Annotated in this window: 18 protein-coding genes; 8 read left to right on the top strand and 10 right to left on the bottom strand. The window is 36.3% G+C overall.

The window, feature by feature from the left end:
• Positions 1-34: 34 nt before the first annotated feature.
• The 7 genes from BW946_RS05875 to BW946_RS05845 all read left to right on the top strand — a co-directional run bounded on the left by BW946_RS05875 (position 35) and on the right by BW946_RS05845 (position 7928).
• Positions 35-412, top strand: a complete 378-nt coding sequence (locus BW946_RS05875) for a GxxExxY protein (RefSeq protein ID WP_076595265.1) — start codon at positions 35-37, stop codon at positions 410-412.
• A gap of 43 nt (positions 413-455) precedes the next feature.
• Complete coding sequence (locus BW946_RS05870) at positions 456-1424, top strand: cell division protein FtsQ/DivIB (RefSeq protein WP_076595264.1); 969 nt, start codon at positions 456-458, stop codon at positions 1422-1424.
• Positions 1425-1488: 64 nt separating this feature from the next.
• Positions 1489-2874 (top strand): cell division protein FtsA, encoded by a 1386-nt coding sequence (ftsA, locus tag BW946_RS05865; RefSeq protein WP_076595263.1) that lies wholly within the window; start codon positions 1489-1491, stop codon positions 2872-2874.
• 122 nt (positions 2875-2996) lie between these two features.
• Entirely contained in the window at positions 2997-4904 is a 1908-nt protein-coding gene (gene ftsZ, locus BW946_RS05860; protein ID WP_076595262.1) for a cell division protein FtsZ, read from the top strand.
• 90 nt (positions 4905-4994) lie between these two features.
• Entirely contained in the window at positions 4995-5441 is a 447-nt protein-coding gene (locus BW946_RS05855) for a GatB/YqeY domain-containing protein (RefSeq protein WP_076595261.1), read from the top strand.
• 456 nt (positions 5442-5897) lie between these two features.
• Positions 5898-6308: a BrxA/BrxB family bacilliredoxin gene (locus BW946_RS05850; protein ID WP_027372869.1), complete on the top strand. Its 411-nt coding sequence runs from the start codon at positions 5898-5900 to the stop codon at positions 6306-6308.
• 105 nt (positions 6309-6413) lie between these two features.
• Positions 6414-7928, top strand: coding sequence for a GH3 auxin-responsive promoter family protein (locus BW946_RS05845; RefSeq protein ID WP_076595260.1), 1515 nt, complete (start codon positions 6414-6416; stop codon positions 7926-7928).
• Between the two features lie 70 nt (positions 7929-7998).
• Here BW946_RS05845 and BW946_RS05840 read toward each other — a convergent pair whose 3' ends face one another.
• The 10 genes from BW946_RS05840 to BW946_RS05795 form a co-directional block, all read right to left on the bottom strand.
• Positions 7999-8415 (bottom strand): hypothetical protein, encoded by a 417-nt coding sequence (locus BW946_RS05840; RefSeq protein ID WP_076595259.1) that lies wholly within the window; start codon positions 8413-8415, stop codon positions 7999-8001.
• 28 nt (positions 8416-8443) lie between these two features.
• Positions 8444-8806, bottom strand: coding sequence for a hypothetical protein (locus BW946_RS05835; RefSeq protein ID WP_076595258.1), 363 nt, complete (start codon positions 8804-8806; stop codon positions 8444-8446).
• A 4-nt stretch (positions 8807-8810) separates the two neighbouring features.
• Entirely contained in the window at positions 8811-9782 is a 972-nt protein-coding gene (locus tag BW946_RS05830) for an endonuclease/exonuclease/phosphatase family protein (protein WP_076595257.1), read from the bottom strand.
• A gap of 73 nt (positions 9783-9855) precedes the next feature.
• Positions 9856-10644: an endonuclease/exonuclease/phosphatase family protein gene (locus BW946_RS05825; protein ID WP_083688790.1), complete on the bottom strand. Its 789-nt coding sequence runs from the start codon at positions 10642-10644 to the stop codon at positions 9856-9858.
• Between the two features lie 213 nt (positions 10645-10857).
• A complete protein-coding gene (locus tag BW946_RS05820) occupies positions 10858-11613 on the bottom strand; it encodes a rhomboid family intramembrane serine protease (protein ID WP_076595255.1) in 756 nt (251 codons plus the stop codon).
• Positions 11614-11618: 5 nt separating this feature from the next.
• Positions 11619-13415, bottom strand: coding sequence for a DNA mismatch repair endonuclease MutL (gene mutL / locus BW946_RS05815; protein WP_076595254.1), 1797 nt, complete (start codon positions 13413-13415; stop codon positions 11619-11621).
• 314 nt (positions 13416-13729) lie between these two features.
• Complete coding sequence (locus BW946_RS05810) at positions 13730-14557, bottom strand: YoaK family protein (RefSeq protein ID WP_076595253.1); 828 nt, start codon at positions 14555-14557, stop codon at positions 13730-13732.
• 30 nt (positions 14558-14587) lie between these two features.
• A complete protein-coding gene (locus BW946_RS05805; protein WP_076595252.1) occupies positions 14588-15082 on the bottom strand; it encodes a hypothetical protein in 495 nt (164 codons plus the stop codon).
• 246 nt (positions 15083-15328) lie between these two features.
• Positions 15329-16741, bottom strand: a complete 1413-nt coding sequence (locus BW946_RS05800) for a sensor histidine kinase (RefSeq protein ID WP_076595251.1) — start codon at positions 16739-16741, stop codon at positions 15329-15331.
• A gap of 3 nt (positions 16742-16744) precedes the next feature.
• Positions 16745-17452, bottom strand: coding sequence for a response regulator transcription factor (locus BW946_RS05795; protein WP_076595250.1), 708 nt, complete (start codon positions 17450-17452; stop codon positions 16745-16747).
• Between the two features lie 195 nt (positions 17453-17647).
• Between BW946_RS05795 and BW946_RS05790 the strand changes: the two genes are divergently transcribed.
• The gene (locus BW946_RS05790; protein ID WP_034693936.1) at positions 17648-18217 is read left to right on the top strand and encodes a helix-turn-helix domain-containing protein; all 570 of its coding nucleotides are present in this window, start codon (positions 17648-17650) and stop codon (positions 18215-18217) included.
• Positions 18218-18594 lie beyond the last annotated feature (377 nt).

Below are 18594 nucleotides of genomic sequence, written 5' to 3'. Positions count from 1 at the left end.
CGATCATAGCGTTAAAAATAAAAACACAAAATGTATGATTGAAAATAAAATTTCAGAAATTGTTTTCGATGCTGGAATGAAAATACATCGTACGCTTGGAATTGGGCTTTATGAAAATGTATATGAAGAATGTTTAGTTTATGAACTAAAAAATAGAGGATTGAATGTAGAAAGTCAAAAAAATATCGACATTGAATATGAAGAATTAAAAATTTCTAAAGCGTTCAGAGTAGATTTATTAGTTGAAAACAAAGTAATAATTGAAATAAAGGCAATTCAGGAGATTAATGATTATCATTTTTTCCAGCTTTTAAATTATTTAAGAATAACAGATATAAAACTTGGAATGATTTTGAACTTCCATTCAATATTATTCAAAAATGGAGTAAAACGAGTTGTAAATAAATTATAAAGAAAATAAAACTGCTTTACATCCTTTGTGATTAAAGAAAAATATGAAAAATAAATACAGAATATTAAAAATTGTTGTCACGGTAATCATCCTTGGATTGTTACTGAGTTTCTCATTGAAGAGATTCAGCCACCAACAGATTACAGACAATAAGATTTCTGTAAAAATGAGTGAGAAAACTCCGGTCTATTTCGTGGATGAAAAAGACATCAGGGAACTAGTAAAAAAAGAAAATCCATCAGGAAAAGTAGGAGACCTTAATATCCCTTCTTTAGAAAAAAGAATAAATTCTCTTCCGGCGGTAGACAGTGCCAACGTCTACTTGAACCTGAATGGAAAGCTGAATCTGGATATCAAACAGAGAGTACCTGTTTTCAGATTAAATAAAGACGGAAAAGACTTTTATGTGGATGAAAAAGGAATTGAATTCCCTATTTCAAGAACCTACTCACATCCATGTATGCTGGTAACCGGAAACGTAAAGCCTGATGAATATGAGAAGCTGGCAGAACTGGTAGAAAAAATTGATAAAGATGATTTCAGTAAGAAATACTTTATCGGAATCTCTAAAAATAAAGACAGTTATAATCTTCTGACAAGCGAAGGAAACTACAGAGTTGAGATCGGAGATCTTGATAATATTGATTTTAAAGTAAAAGGATTTAAAACGTTTGTGGAAAAATACCTGGTGTATCAGGACCCTCAGAAATACAGTATGGTTTCTGTGAAATATCAGAATCAGATTGTCACTACTTTAAACCCTTATTTTAAAGAAAACGACAGTATTTTAAAGGCAGGAAAGATGGAATTGGCAAAAGTTCCTTCCCCAACAGCCGCTAAAAAGACGGAAGCTAAACCCAAAATAGCAGAGGTAAAAAAGACCAGCTCCACCTCGGTAAAGCCGAAAGAGAGCACAAAACCGAAAGGACAAACAAAAGAAACAAAAAAAGCAGAGAAAAAGCCACCCGTCAAGGCCCAGTCCAAGCCTAAGGCAAAAGTTAAAATAGAATAAGTTATACACAAATAGGAAACTATCCTTATAGATAAAAAAGTAGAAAAAATCAAATCGATATAAAATGGAAAATCAAGAGTATTCAGTAGGTCTGGACATCGGGACAACGAAGATAGTCGCGATTGTCGGAAGAAGGAATGCACACGGGAAAATAGAAGTTCTCGGTGTAGGAAAAGCTAAAAGTCTTGGTGTTCATAAAGGTATTGTGAATAACATTTCACAAACTATTAATTCAATCAAGGCTGCAGTATCCGAAGCACAATCCAGTGCCGGAGTTCCTATCCGCAAAGTAACAGTAGGTATTGCAGGAAAACACATCCGTTCTCTGCAGCACTCCGATTATATTATGCGTGAACATCCTGATAAATTTATTACAGACGACGACATCGAAGCATTAAAAGATCAGGTAAAAAAGCTGGTTATGCTTCCCGGAGAAGAAATTATCCACGTACTTCCTCAAGAATATAAAGTAGATTCCGAGGGTGAAATTCAGGAACCTGTCGGAATGCATGGAAAACGTTTAGAAGCCAACTTCCACGTTGTAGTAGGGCAAATGGGCAGTATCAGAAATATTGCAAGGTGCGTTCGTGAAGCCGGATTAGAAATGGAAGCCCTTACTTTAGAGCCATTGGCATCTTCAGAAGCTGTACTTACAAAAGAAGAAAAAGAAGCCGGTGTGGCAATTGTTGACATTGGTGGTGGTACAACAGATATTGCAATCTTTAAAGATAATATCATCCGTCATACCTGTGTGATTCCATACGGAGGCGGAATTATTACCGAAGATATCAAAGAAGGCTGTTCCATTATAGAGAAACACGCAGAACAACTGAAAGTAAAGTTTGGTTCGGCTGTTCCCGAATTAGAAAAAGACAGTACTTTTGTAACCATTCCCGGACTTCACGGAAGACCGGACAAAGAGATTTCTTTAAAAACTTTAGCGCAGATTATTAACGCGAGAGTAGAAGAAGTTTTGGAAATGGTGAATACAGAACTGAAAGCTTACGGTGCTTTTGAACAAAAGAAAAAACTGATTGCCGGAATCGTTCTTACTGGAGGGGGTTCAAATCTGAAACACCTTCGTCAGCTTGCCAATTATACGACAGGTTTTGACAGCAGAATCGGTTTTGCGAATGAATATATCGCCAACGACAAAAATCAGTACCTGAAAGGTCCTGAATTTGCTACTTCTATCGGATTACTGATGGAGAGTTTAAAGATCAGAGACAAAAAGCAGAATGCTGACGAAGAAAGAGAGATTGTTACTGAGCAGCCCAAGCAGGAAACGCCTTCAGCACAGCCGGAAACGGTTCAGGCTATTCAACAGGCAGTACCCGTTCAGGAGCAGCAGTCTTTTGAAAATGAGAGACAGGAGAACAGAAAGGCGAAACTGACCTTCGGACAGTCGCTTATGGAAAAAGTAAAAAAATTCTTTGAAGAAGTAGAATAAATATAAATGATACAAGATTAATGGTCAATGATAGCTGGAAATAATTTAATATTTATTAATTTAATAACGAATATCATTCATCAATTATCATCTATCACTTATCAATTATTAAAAGTATAGTTATGGAAAATATAGGTACACAAGGATTTTCATTTGATTTGCCAAAAGGAAATTCATCCATTATAAAAGTAATCGGTGTAGGGGGCGGTGGAAACAACGCTTTGAAGCACATGTACGAGAAAGGAATTCACGGAGTTGATTTCGTGATCTGTAATACGGATGCTCAGACTTTAGATAATAACCCGGTAGCCAATAAAGTTCAGCTGGGAACTTCTATCACAGAAGGTCTTGGAGCTGGTGCCGATCCTGAAGTTGGAGAAAAATCCGCGATTGAAAGTATTGAGGATATCAAGGCTGCTATGGGACAAAACACCAAAATGGTGTTCATCACCGCCGGAATGGGTGGTGGTACAGGTACCGGAGCCGCTCCCGTCATTGCTAAAGTGGCAAAAGACATGGGAATTCTTACCGTAGGTATTGTTACCGTTCCTTTCAGTTTTGAAGGGAAAAGAAGACTGGAACAGGCAGAAAACGGTCTTGATAAATTAAGAAATAATGTTGACTCGCTTATTGTGATCAACAATGATAAACTAAGACAGCAATTCGGAAACCTAGGATTCAAACAGGGATTCTCAAAGGCCGATGAAGTGTTAACCAATGCCGCGAAAGGTATGGCAGAAGTTATTACCGGTTACTTTGATGTAAACATTGACTTTAGAGATGCTAAATCTGTACTTCAGAATTCTGGTACAGCATTGATGTCTACAGGAACAGCTTCAGGTGAAAATAAAGCCGAAGAAGCTGTAAGAAAAGCCCTTGATTCTCCGTTATTGAATGACAATAAGATTACAGGAGCTAAGAACGTTCTGTTATTGATAAGAAGTGGGGCTGAAGAAGTTACCATGGATGAAATCGGTATCATTATGGACCACATCCAGAAAGAAGCAGGAAATACTGCAGATATCATTTTCGGGGTGGGAGCAGATGAAGAATTAGGAGATGCAGTAAGCGTTCTTGTAATCGCAACGGGGTTCTCTAACGATAATAAAAAGTTTGCAGGGCCTACAGAAAAAATCAGAATTAGTCTTAACGACAGTTTTGAGACTCCTAAAAATTCTCCTTTCAAAACAAGAGAAGAAAGAGAATCAGCTCCTGGGGCAGCCCATGATTTTGGTGGAAAAAATCTTTTCAGACTGGATGACGAAGAGCATGACACTCCGTTCAATGTGACGTCTGCTGAAAAAAAAATGATTATTGAAGAAGAGCAGCCCAGAACTGAAATAAAATTCTTTGATAAAGAGGAAGATACGGTAAACACCCCGGAACAAAACTGGAGAAATGATGAAGAAGAGGAATACAGCTTATTATCTATTGATGAAGAAAATGAAGATCCTAATGATCTTGAAATCCAGTCTTTCTCATTTGATTTTGAAAACAAAAAAGAGGAACCACAATCCGGAACTCCATTCAACAACTCATTTTCAAATGAAAAACCTGTTGAATTCAGTTTCTTCGTAAACGAGCCTATCAGAAACGAACCAAATACGGATTTTGGACAGCCAAAAGCAGAATTTAATACACCTGCAAATGCTGCGATAGCTGAACCCACTCAAAAGATTGAAACTTTCTACCAGAAACAGGAAGAACCAAAATTTGAAGTAAGATCAACTTTTGAAAACAAAACTGAAATTGAAACTCCAAAAACTGAAGAATCAGAATTCACGTTCGTGAACAAAACGGCAGATCAGGACAGAGTGATTGAAAGAAGAAATAAATTAAAAGAATTCAACTCCCGCTACCAAAATTTTGACAGCACAAGTGAATTCGAATCTATTCCTGCTTTTAAAAGAAAAAATATTTCTATCGACGGAAACAATGCATCAGACCAGAACATCAACACTTACCTGTCTGATAACAATGGATCTATGCAGATCAGAGAAAACAGATTTTTAAATAAAGACGTTGATTAAATGCTATAAGCAGTATGCAGTAAGCCATAGGCTATCCCAGCCGGATCAAAAAGCTTACTGCTTATTGCCTAAAGCCTAAAGCATATAAACATGAGTTTAGAAAATACAATAAACGAAGCTATAAAAACAGCAATGAGAGCCAAAGACAAAGTGGCTTTGGATTCTCTGCGTGCTGTGAAATCCCAGATATTACTGCTTAAAACTGAAGCTATCGGAGCCGAAGTAACCGCAGAACAGGAAATTGCTATTCTTCAGAGAATGGTAAAACAACGTAAAGATTCTTACGATCAATTTACTGCACAGGGAAGAAATGACCTTGCAGAAGTAGAAGATGCTCAAATGAAAGTTATTGAGCAGTTTTTACCCAAACAGCTTACGGCTGAAGAATTAGAAACAGAAATTAAAAATATTATTTCTGAAACCGGAGCTGAATCTGCTAAAGATTTAGGGAAGGTAATGGGAGTGGCATCAAAAGCATTAGCCGGAAAATCAGACGGAAAAAGTATTTCCGAGATGGCTAAAAAGCTCCTTTCATAATGTGATTCGGGTTTCGGGATTTTGAGTTGATCTTAATTTCGCAAACACATATCTCATTCCATAACTAAGGATATACAACCTTTGCATATCGATTTGATTAAAGAATCCCGGAGCTCTTCAGTTCCGGGATTCATTTCTTTGGATATTAAAGTTTGTTAATCAGTTTTGATTCTAAACTGAAAAAAGAATTAAGCTACTACCATATTTCAGAAAGTATTTAAGTTATTAATTGCTCGAGGGAAAGCAATAAATGTTTTTTCATGATCGTTTGTTTTTCAGAATCATTTCAAATTTAATAATAATATTTTAATATTCCTAGTATTATTTCATTATTTATAGCATATTATTACAGTATTAATATTTGGTTAATTTTATATGACTAATCAATTGATAGTTTTTATATATTGAACAAACGCAAAGAATTGCTTAACTTTGTAGAGATAAAAAACAAAATATATGTATCCAACAGATTTAGTAATGCCCATGAAGGCAGAGCTTACAGATAAAGGTTTCCAGGATTTAACAACTCCGGCTCAGGTAGAAGATGCATTGAAGCAGTCCGGAACTACATTATTGGTAATCAACTCCGTATGTGGTTGTGCTGCAGGTGCTGCAAGACCGGGAGTAGTTTACTCTTTGACTGGAGACAAAAAACCAGATCATTTAACAACTGTATTTGCAGGATTTGATACTGAAGCAGTAGTAGAGGCAAGAAAACACCTTGCTCCATTCCCTCCAAGTTCTCCGTGTGTAGCACTTTTCAAAGATGGTGAATTGGTTCACATGCTGGAAAGACATCACATCGAAGGAAACCCTGCAGGGGCCATTGCAGCAAACCTTCAGGCAGCATACGATGAATATTGCTAACAAGCAATCAAATAAATATCAAACCGTTACAAATTTTGTGACGGTTTTTTTATTTAATCACGTAAAAAATTTTCTGAAAATTCAAATATCATTATATTTGTTGAAATGGCAACCAAAGCACTTTTCAATACAGTAGTCAACTGGTTCATCCGTCAAAGGATTGACCAGATACAGAATTTTATGGACCATCCTATTGAAACCCAGAAAGGTATACTTTTTTCTCAGCTGTTTCATGCGGAGGATACAGAATATGGCAAGTTATACGGATTCAATTCTATCTCAAGCTATCAGGATTTCAAAAACAAAGTTCCTATTGTTACCTATGAAGAAATGGAGCCTTTTATTGAAAAAGCCAGACAGGGATATAAAGATGTAAGCTGGCCTGGTCTTATTAAACATTTTGCCAAATCATCGGGTACAACCAATGCTAAAAGCAAATTCATTCCTATCTCTGCTGAAAGCCTTGAATACTGTCACATGAAAGCCGGAAAGGACATGGTTTCCATTTATGCCAACAACCATCCCGAAAACCAGCTTTTTAATTATAAAAATTTACGTTTAGGAGGAAGCTCCGAGCTATATGCAGATTTTAATACAAAATTTGGAGATTTATCTGCTATTTTAATTGACAACCTTCCTTTTTGGGTGGAAATTACCACCACTCCGAGTAAGAAAGTTTCTTTAATGGGAGAATGGGAAAGCAAGCTTAAAGCAATCACTTCTGAAGTAAAAAATGAAGATGTAGGAAGTATCATTGGAGTACCAAGCTGGATGATGGTTCTTCTGCAAAGAGTATTAAGAGAAACCAATGTAGGAAGCATTTCTGAGCTGTGGCCTAATTTAGAGGTGTTTTTTCACGGCGGAATCAGCTTTAAGCCCTACAGGGAACAATTCAGACAGATCATCGGAAAAAACATCAATTACTACGAAATTTACAATGCTTCCGAAGGCTTCTTTGGGATCCAGGACAGATCAGACAGTGATGAGATGCTGCTGATGCTGGATTATGGGATATTTTATGAGTTTATCCCGATGGATCAGTTTCATTTTTCAAATCCGAAGGTAGTAAGTCTGGAAGATGTGGAAACAGGAAAAAATTACGCCATGGTGATCACCACCAATGGAGGGCTTTGGAGATACCTGATTGGTGATACCGTTGTCTTTACCTCGATCAATCCTTTCAGAATAAAAATAACAGGAAGAACAAAACACTATATCAATGCTTTTGGGGAAGAGCTCATGATCACCAATGTGGAATCTGCCCTTTCAAAAGCTTGTGAAACAACGGGAGCACAAATTACGGATTTTACAGGAGCTCCTGTATTTATGAAGGGAAATGAAGGAGGTGCCCACGAATGGATTTTTGAATTCAGCCGGCAGCCTGACAGCCTTGACAATTTTATTGATGCTTTTGACAAGCATTTAAAGACCATTAATTCAGACTATGAAGCAAAAAGATACAATAATATGACTCTAAAAAGGCCGATTGTACATATCGCTAAAGAAAATCTGTTCTATCACTGGCTGGAAGCTAAAGGAAAACTAGGCGGACAAAATAAAGTGCCAAGATTAAGCAACGACAGAGAATATATTGATCCACTGCTGGAAATGAATAAATAAGAGAGAGATTCCTAACCCTCTCCACTGCAGACTAAAAAAGCCGTAATTCTACTGAACTACGGCTTTTAAATTATTTGCTTAAATCTTCTTTCACTTTCTTAGCGGCTTCCTCTATTTTCGAAGCTCCTTTTTTCGCAGCTTCTTTTGCATCCTGCCCTACTTTATTAGCTTCAGTCTTTATATCCTGACCTGCTTTGTTAAGATCCTTTTTTGTCTTATCAGCTGTGGCATCTATTTTATCTTTTGCCTTCTGGGCAGCAGCATCAATCTTATTACCTGCTTCATCTACTTTAGCCTTCACATCTTCCTTAGCATTGCTGATCTTTGCACTATCCACAACGTTAGGTGTTTCAGTAGTGGTAGTGGTAGTGGTGGTAGTGGTAGTAGATCCATCAGGATTCTCTACCTGTTCTGTTTTTGTTGTTGATTTTGTACATGCTACAGTGAATACTGAGATCACGATTGCAGCTAGAATTTGTTTTTTCATATTGTTTATTTTTTAATGGAATTCGGATTTATTCTGGTTTGGATTCCTGGGCTGACGGCTTTTCTGCTGTCTTCAGCTTCTTTTCAGCCTCTGCTTTTTTCTTTTCTTCTTCCTGTTTTGCCTTGTTTTCTTTTTCAAGCTCTGCTTTGAGCTTATTTTCTTCATCCTGTAATTTTTTAGCCTGTTTTACAGAATCAATATACTGAGGAGAAGACATTCTTATTTTCCGTGCAATATCTACTGAAACAGCTCCTGTAGAAAAGGAGTCGATAGCGGTAGTATCATAACGTATTTTTACTTCCTGTTCAGCTACGAAGCCCGGAGATTCTTTCTTGGAACAAGCCGTAAAAAGAACGGTATAAATAAAAATCGCAGTCAGTAAATTTTTCATGGAACTAATTTAATAGAAATTCTGCAATTACAGGATAGTGATCCGATAATTTCACAGACTGGTCTACTTTATAGCTTAACGGAATGATGGATTTCGAAGTGAAAATATAATCAATCCTCAAAGGAACTTTATAATCGTGAAAACTGCTCGCACTACCTTTTCCTGCTACCAGAAAGGCATCCTGAAGGTCTTTTCCAAGATTGTAATATTCATAAGAATTGGGAACAGAATTAAAATCTCCTGCCAGAATAACAGGATAAGGAGATAAATCTACCATTTTTCTGATTCTTTTTACCTGATCTTCGTGGGCCTGGAATGTAGGAGTCATATGAGAAAGTAATGTTGAAACATTTCCCAGACCAAATCCATCTAGTTTCGTAAACATCGATTTATGAAGCCTGAAGGGCTCAAGATATACATTAATAATTCTGATTACTTTTCCATTGATATCTATATCAGCATAGAATGAATTTCCACGGGCTTTCTCATCAATAAGTTCCGCCTGTCTTACAATTTTATGCTTAGTTTTAAGAATAACTGACGGATATTTTATAAGATCACGTTTTATAACACGATTGGTATCTTTTTCCTGTACCAGAATAATATCAGCATCCTGTGCTTTGATATAATCTTTTACTTTATCCCAGCCATACTCTCCGTACTTCACATTAAATGTCAATACCTTGATATCCCGTATTGTTTTTAAATTTTCTGTTTTGGGAGAAAAGTTGATCCATCTTCTGATTGGATTATAGAAAATAAATGTCCCTAATACAAAAGCAATAGCAATTTTTTCTTTTTTAAAGATCCAGATCAGCGTAAGAACCACATGCGCCAGGATCAGATAAGGAAAACCAAGAGACAGAAGATTCAGGTTGCCTAAAATATTGGGCGGAATCCATGCATTCCCCAATGTGCATAACAGCAAAACAGCAACAACGATATGTATAAATAGTAATATCTGGTTCGACTTCATGAAAAAACGGTCTTGGTACGGTTTTCTTTCAACAAAAATCCTACCAAGCAGATAATTTTAACTATTTTTATGATTACCTGTTCTCCGTAGAAAACTTAACTATGACAGGATAATGATCTGAAATACTTACAGAACGGTCAACTTTATAAGATATTACCTTTAATGATTGTGAAGAAAAAATATAATCAATTCTGATAGGAAATTTATAATCGTGAAAACTGGTTGCACTTCCTCTTCCTGCTTCCACAAATGCATCTTCAAGCCCGTCTGATAAATGATAATATTCGTAAGAATTGGGTACAGAATTAAAATCGCCCGCTAGAATTACAGGATAAGGAGAATTGTCAATTGCCTCACGAATAAGTGTTACCTGATCCTGATGTTTTTTAAAGGTGGGAATCAGCCTTTTAACAACATCTTTTATTTTTTGTTCATCGGTATCGGTATTTCCATTAAGTCTCACCATATCTTTTTGAAAGCGAAAAGGATTGAGATAGACATCAATGAATCTGTATACCTTACCTTTAATTTCTATATCAACCTGTAATCCGGGAATTCTTACATTTTCATCCTGCGGATCTATGAGCTGCTGTTTAACAATTCTGTGTTTGGTTAAAATCGTCAAACCTCCACCAGGATTTGCTTTCTGATATCCATCAAATCGATATATTATACCGGCATCCTCCTGTAAAAGAAGAACATCCGCATCCAGAGACTTCAGGTAAGGTCCTGTCTCCGCACTTCCTCTTCCGCCAGCTCTCGTATTGAAAGAAACTATTTTTATATCAGAATTCCCACTTTCAGGCGAAGAATAATTAACCCAACGTTTTACAGGATTTATAAACGCTAAACCTGCAAACATAAATACAAAAGCTCGTTTTTTCCAGCTGAATACCCAGAAAACCGTTAGCATAACATATACTATAATAAGCACAGGAAAACCTAAGGAAAGCAGATTAAACCATGGAAAAATCTTTGGTGGAACGTAAGCGTTCAATAAAGTACCCAACAGTAGAAATAAAATTCCCAGGTGGATTATGAACAATATAAGTCGGAAAGCCTTCACAATGCTGCTTTAGTTGAATCTGTACAAATGTTTTTTCCAAATTCTTGCCAGCAGCCATCCTACCAAAGCACCACCCACGTGAGCCAGATGAGCAACTCCTCCTCCATTTCCTGACACCCCAAGATATATGGAAACCACAACAATAATAGGCAAAAGATATTTTACTTTTATAGGCACAGGAATAAACATGATTCCAATTTTAGAATCGGGATACAATGTTGCAAATGCAGCTACTACTCCGAAAATCGCTCCCGAAGCACCCAACATTCGTGATCTTAAATCTGTATAAAGCTGATCTGACAAATTCTGTGCTTCCTGAGTAGACGCATGGAATGATAAATAATCTGCGGTGTTAAGAGATACCCTTGAATAAATTTCAGAAGCATTTACTCCTAAGCTTTCCAGACCAGAAACAATTTGTTGAATTTCAACAAAATTCCACAAATTGAACAAGAAAAAGGAACCAAGACCACTTGCAAAGTATAATATCAGATATTTTTTATCTCCAAGCGTTTGCTCCAAAACAGGTCCAAAACTAAACAAAGTAAACATATTAAATAAAATATGCATTATCCCTCCAGGTTCTTCAAGAGGAGCATGCATAAACATATGTGTAATTACCTGCCATGATTTGAAGAGTGGAGAAAAAGGATAATAGCCTACCAAGGAATCATACAATCCTTTAAAAATAAAATTAGATATGAGGTATACTATAACATTAATGATAATGATATTCTTTGTGATGGGTGGTATATTGTTAAACATATTCTTTAAAATTTGTTTTTAAAGTCGTTAAACGGAACTTCATAAAAGCATCTTTTACCATCCGGTAAAAACTCCGGGAAGCCTAATGCTGTAAAGTCTTTAATAAGCTGTTCCGCATCTTTTTTATAAATAAAGTCAAATCTTGACTTCGACTGCATTTTACTCCATTGGTTATGGTAATACTGCATAAATTCTTCTTCCGTCTTGTAGTCCAGGATCTCAAAAAGGTTTTCGAGAAATTTCATGGCCTGGGTTTCTTTCAGTCCTTCAGGAAGCGAATCTATTCGAAGTACACTTTCATGAGCAATTTTCATGTCAAACCCTAATTCCGGAAGATATTTTTTTATCGAATTGTATTTTGTCTTTTCGATTTCATTCATATGATATTCCAGAGAGAAAAGAAGAGCATGGCTGTTTGTATTGGATTTTCTGGTGGATTTATTTCCTTCAGAAACCAATAATCTGTGCATTCTTCCCAAATCCAGCATTAATGTGACATCTCCTTTGTTGAAAAGCCAGTATCCATTGGGAAGTCTCATCAGGTCTTCGTCAAAATCTTCATCTTCAAAAAGATTGATCTTTGAAGGTTCTGCCGTAATATTCTGATGGTACATTTCTGTAAGGTTCTGAATTTCCTCCGGATGTACTACATTTTTCTCCTCCAGAAACGGATTATAGTCTTTATCTACAATGATTTCAGGCATTTTAAAAACACCGCCACCGGTTCCGCCTCCATTTCCTTTGCTGGGAATCGGTTTATTCATCATTTCATCCAGTTCAGGATCTCTGTCGAAATCAAGACTTGGAGAAACATTATAAATTCCTAAAGATCTTTTAATGGTTGAACGAAGCAAAGCAAAAATAAGATGTTCATCTTCAAATTTCACTTCTGTTTTCTGTGGATGGATGTTGACATCTATTTTCTCCGGATCAAGCTCCAGAAAAAGGAAAAACGAAGGCACATATCCCGGTTGAAGAAGCCCTTCAAATGCTTCCTGTACTGCTTTATTGAAGTATGGACTTCTGAAATACCTTCCATTCACAAAAAGGAACTGTTCTCCCCTTGCTTTCTTTGCTCCTTCCGGCTTGGCAACAAAACCGTGAAGCTTACACCAGATAATATCTTCTTTAATGGGAATTAAAAGTGGCTGTAATTTTCTTCCGAAAACATCCACAATACGCTGCATCTGACTTCCTTTTCTCAGCCTGAAAACAGCTTCATCATCGTGGAACAGGGAAAACTCAAGGTTCTCATGAGCTAGCGCAACTCGTTGAAATTCATCAATTACGTGTCTGAATTCAATATTATTATTTTTCAAAAACTTCCTTCTTGCAGGAACGTTATAGAAAAGATTTTTAACCAGAAAGTTTGATCCGTCTGCTGTCTGAACCGGGTCCTGAAACTGGAAAACTCCTCCTTCAATATAGATATTGGTTCCGATGGAAGTATCTTTCTGTTTCGTTCTCAGCTCCACCTGTGAAACCGCTGCTATCGAAGCCAGTGCTTCCCCACGGAATCCCTTTGTGGCAATCTTAAAGATATCTTCTGTTCCTTTTATTTTGGAGGTAGCATGTCTTTCAAAAGCCATGCGGGCATCTGTTTCAGACATTCCTTTTCCGTCATCTACCACCTGAATAAGGTTTTTCCCGGCATCTCTGATGATCAGTTCAATTTTCGTTGCATCTGCATCAATAGCATTTTCCAAAAGTTCTTTCACAATGGATGCAGGCCGCTGCACCACCTCTCCCGCTGCAATTTGGTTGGCTACATGATCCGGTAAAAGCTGAATAATATCTGACATAAAAACGTAAATCAACTTACAAAAATAGTTAATGAAAACGGGAATTAAAATACTAAAATCGTGATTTAATATTTAATTATCAACATTTTTGCCTATTTATCCCCAACTGATTTTTTTAATGTTTGTAATGAAGGGCGTTAGCAGGTTTATTTTTATGATCAGGAAACTTTCATTTCAGCAGCCAGTAAATAGGGCAAAAAACAACAGAAATACTGATTAGTAAGATCATTTTTAAGAAAAACACCCCTATTTTATAATAAAATAAGGGCATTTACAGCTAGTTTATACAAAAAATTAATAGTGTGTTTTCTAATTTAATCCTCAAAGACCAATTTTCTTTTCTTTTCTCTTTTAGGAATTCCATGGATTTTATCATACAGGTAAGCAAAAAGATTGGGCTTTTTATAGATTCTGCTGTATCTGTATTTTGTATTGAAGTGACGGATATGAATTTTATAGGCATCGTACCCGATGACAATCAGAAGACATATACTGATGACATAGAACACCCTGAATTCCAGATAGTAGTAAGTTAATCCTGAAAATACGGCTCCCATTACATAGGCAAGCATAATACTCATGAGAAGTTTTGCTCTGCCAATCAGCTCTCCGTTTTTTCTGTACTTTTTCTGGGTAAACATCGATGTCAGAATTCCAAGGTCAGTAGTAGTTCCGGTAAGGTGGGTTGTTTTTACGGAGAAGTTGGAAATACTTGCGGTAAGACCGTTCTGAAGTCCGGTAGCGAAAAGCATTAATGCTACTAAATATTCTGTTTCTTCTAGTGTTTTCTGATAGTAAAACTGCCCGTATATTCCCACAAAAAGAAGACATATAATTTCCAGCACAATCGGCATGGCATGGGCAAAATATTTGCTTTTATTATTAAAATTGATAACGATAAAGTTGGACACGAAACTTCCGAAGAAGAACAAAAAGATCCATCCTCCTACGACTCCCACCTGCGTCCAGTTTCCTTTACTGATTTCCGCCGCCAAAATAGCGTAGTGCCCCGTTACATTCGACGTAAAAGAGAGAAATATCAATAGGGATGCTATATTTATAGTACCTGCCGTAAAGGCAGTCAGCGTCCCCAACCTGATATTGTCTCCCAGTGTCCTGCTGTTACTATAATTTCTTAACATTTTTTATCTTTTTAAATAGTGTTTAACTTCTTAGGCTTCCACAAAGATCTCTGCCAGTCTTCCTCTTTCCGGAAGTCTTTTTCTTACTTCAACAGGGATTTCATAAGACTTCAGATCTTTACACTTTTTGATGTAAGGAATCAGATCAAACTTGCCATTTCCTTTGCTTTTGATAGCAGGAGAATAATAAGCTTCCACAATATTTTCCGCCTTAACGTACTGATTGAATGTCCTCTGAAAACTTCCTGTAAAGACATCACATATGATTTTATTGACCAGGTGTGGATATTTATTGCTGATGATTCCGTAGGCATCACAGAATTCCGTAGGCCTGATTTTATTGAATATCGATGTTTTGGTACTGAATAAAAGATCTCTGATAGAATCTCCGGAATCATATCCGGAAGTCAGAAGGATATTATATTGGTTCTGATCTTCTGCTGCATCTTTCTCTTTAAGTACTTTTTTCAATATGTTCAATGACTCAAGAGAGTAATCTGTTGCAATTAAAATTGTTTTAGTCATGTTCTTATTATTTTGTATTGTGTTTATCTTTTTTGATGATACAAAACTAGAACGACCATATTAGAAGATCTTTGGAACGGAATTAAAATGTGATTAAAGAGATTAAAATGAGATTAGAAAATTGTTAACAGGAGTTCATACCCCAATAAACTAAAATCGAAAAGAAACCAAATCAACAATATAACATACTGATTTTCAAAACAAAATAAAATTAAAAACAAGTAAAAAAAGTCAGAACAGAGATTCTTATTTATTGATTTCTTCGCTCTTCTGAGTGCTGTAGAAATTAGGAAAACGCATCTGTACTGTTGTTCCCTGATTCTCGTGCGAGCTTACAATCAGTTCACCATGGTGCATTCTTACAATATTTCTTGCCAGCGGAAGCCCGATTCCGTAGCCTTCGTAATTATTGGTATTCGAAGCCCTGAAAAACGGATCGTAGATTTTGTTCATTTCCACTTCCGGAATCCCGATACCATTATCTTTTACAATAATATAAACGTCTGTATTGGTAGCTCCAAGCGAAACTTTAACCTGCTGGAAATTAGAATATTTACAGCCATTACTGATGATATTGGCTACGGCAAGATGCAATAACTGTTCATTTCCCTGTACTTTCAGTTTCTTCGGGTTATCGGGAAGCATGCTGATATCAAGGTAAATATTGTTTCTGGAATCAATTCTTCTGAGCGTTTCAATAACATCCCAAAGAAGCTGATCGATTCTTACCTTATCCATTTTCTGGATCTTTCCATCAAATCCGGTTTGAGCAATCATAAGCAGTGCTTTGATCTTTTTATCAAGTTTTTCAGCTTCATCCAGAATGATTCCCAGGGTTTCTTTGTATTCATCGGCCGTTCTGCTGATGGAAAGTGCCACATCCGCCTCACCCATAATGGAGGTAAGAGGAGTTCTCAATTCGTGGGAAACATTTCCGATCAGGTGATTCTGGGTTTCGAAAGACGTTTCAATACGGTTGAGCATATCATTAAAGGTGTCTACCAACTCATTCAGTTCTTTATTATCAGGCTGTGATTCCAGCCTTAAATGAAGGTTTTCGGAACTGATTTCCTTTACTTTTCCTGTAATTTTTAAGATGGGTCTGAATAAAGTTTTGGACAGATAAAAAGAAAAAATCATACTAAAGAACAGAGACAGTACGATACAGGTAAGCAGTGTTCTTTTTAGGAAGCCCAGATAATAAACCACATAATGGTTTTTGGCTGAAGCAATGGCAATATAATCTTTATCATCATATCTGAAGCTTTGTCCTATATAATAGAATTCTTCATCATTATAATTGGACTCTCCTTCTTTGATAATATTTTTAAAGAAATATGAAGGAATATGAACTTCCTGAGATATTTTTTTGAAATTGGAATCACTGGGAACAGCAAAAACATAGTCTTTTTCCATCGGAAGTTCCTCATCATTTAAACTGTTGAGAACATAGTTTTCCGGAAGATCGAGATGATCTTTGCTTTTTTCTATCTGAACGATGGTTGCCGTTCTGATCTTCAGCAGCTCATAAAACCTCTGATGCGAAAAATTAACAATAGAAAAGTACACCAAACCACTGAACAGCAAAATGATGGCGGTAAAAACCAGCATCAAAAGCACCATCGTTTTGGTTTGATTTGTAATGACTTTATTAAACATTCATTATGTTTTTTTCAACACATACCCCATTCCTATCACGGTATGAATCAACTTATTATCGTCCTGGCTATCCAGTTTTTTTCTTAAATAGTTGACATAAACGTCTACCACATTGGTTCCCAGCTCATAGTTTACGCCCCAGACCGCATCCAGAATTTCTGCTCTTGAAATTACTTTTTCAGGATTATTCAGGAAATACAACAGGAGTTTATATTCTGTGGAAGTAAGGGAAATATCTTCTCCGGCACGGGTTACTTTCTTGGTATAATCATTCACCATGAGATCCGAAAACTGAAATACGTGTTCATTATCCGGCTCCGGTTCGGCAATTTCCTGTGGACCATTGTTATTGCTTCTTCTAAGCAGAGATTTCACGCGTGCCACCAGTTCAATAAATTTAAAAGGCTTTACAAGATAATCATCTCCGCCGCTTTCCAGCCCAAGAACGATATTTTCAGAAGTTCCCAAAGCAGTCAAAAATAAAATAGGAACGCTCTGATTGGTTTTTCTTATTTCTTTGCATACATCCAGACCATTCATTTCCGGAAGCATAATGTCTAAAATAACCAGATCGAAATCGTTAGCCCGCACCAGCTGCACTCCTGTACGCCCGTCAAAAGCAACAGAAATCTCATACCCATTTTCCTGAAGTCCCTTTTTAATAAATGAGACAACACTGGTTTCGTCTTCGATAAGAATAATTTTTTTCATAGATGAAATAAGGAGTTTTACAAAAATAGGGAAATTTTGCCGGAGAGAAAAGGCGAAAGAATCTGAGAAAGCCGGGAAACCCAATAATAAATTTCAATGAATTGATTCCCTCTTATATCCAAACTCTATAGAATAATATTACCTTTGTTTTCAATATAATGATGAAAAAATAATTCAGGTTAAATTGCACACAGTATGAATGACTTTTTAATAGGTATCGGCAAAAGATTAAAGGATATTAGAAAAAAGAATAATTTAACCATTAACGAACTGGCTTTTAAAGCCAATGTGAGCAACGGCCTTGTTTCCAGAATTGAAAATGGAAGGACTATTCCATCACTTCCTGTTTTATTGGATCTGATTCAGTCGCTTGAGATTGACGCCAGTTATTTTTTTGAAGGAGTTGAGAAAAAATCCAACGCCAAATTCATCTATGTTCCGAAAGAAAGCCAGCAAGTCATCGAAAAGGAGGTGGAAGCTGAAGGGTTCAAATACATGCATATCTTCAGCAAAAGTCTTCATTCTTTAGGGTTTGAAGCTGTACTGCTTACTCTCGAACCCAATTCTAAAAGAGAAAAGGTTATTACGGATGCCTGGGAATTCAAATATATTCTGAAAGGAGAAGTGAAATATGTGATTGACAACGAAGAAATCATCTTAAAAGAGGGTGATTCTTTGTATTTCAACGGAAAATTTCCTCACGTTCCGGTAAGCATCAGCAATGAGAGCTGTGTGATGCTTGTTCTTTATTTTTATACGGCTTAACTGTCTCATTTTTTTAACACAAAGTTTTTATTATTTTGCTTTTGTCATTCTGACGAAGGAATAATCTCTTATTTGCATTCAATAACTTGAGATTCTTCATAACATTCAAAATGACAAATGTAGTGTAGATTCATTATAGATACCCATATAATAATCATCTTATTTTTACATCATTCTTCAATTTTTGAATTACAGCACACATGAAAGTTTACAAATATGCAACTTTTATTTTTCTGTTTTCTTCCAAGATGAACGAAATATTAACCAAAACACTCCTGTTTTGAAGCAATTCTCTATTTCATAAGTATATGGTATTATTTACAAAAAACGTTGTATGAATGATCTCTAAACCTGTTTTATCCAATTTTCAAAGATCA

It is taken from the genome of Chryseobacterium sp. RU33C, from assembly GCF_900156015.1.
GTDB lineage: Bacteria > Bacteroidota > Bacteroidia > Flavobacteriales > Weeksellaceae > Chryseobacterium > Chryseobacterium candidae.
This window is presented reverse-complemented; position numbering and strand designations above follow the sequence as displayed.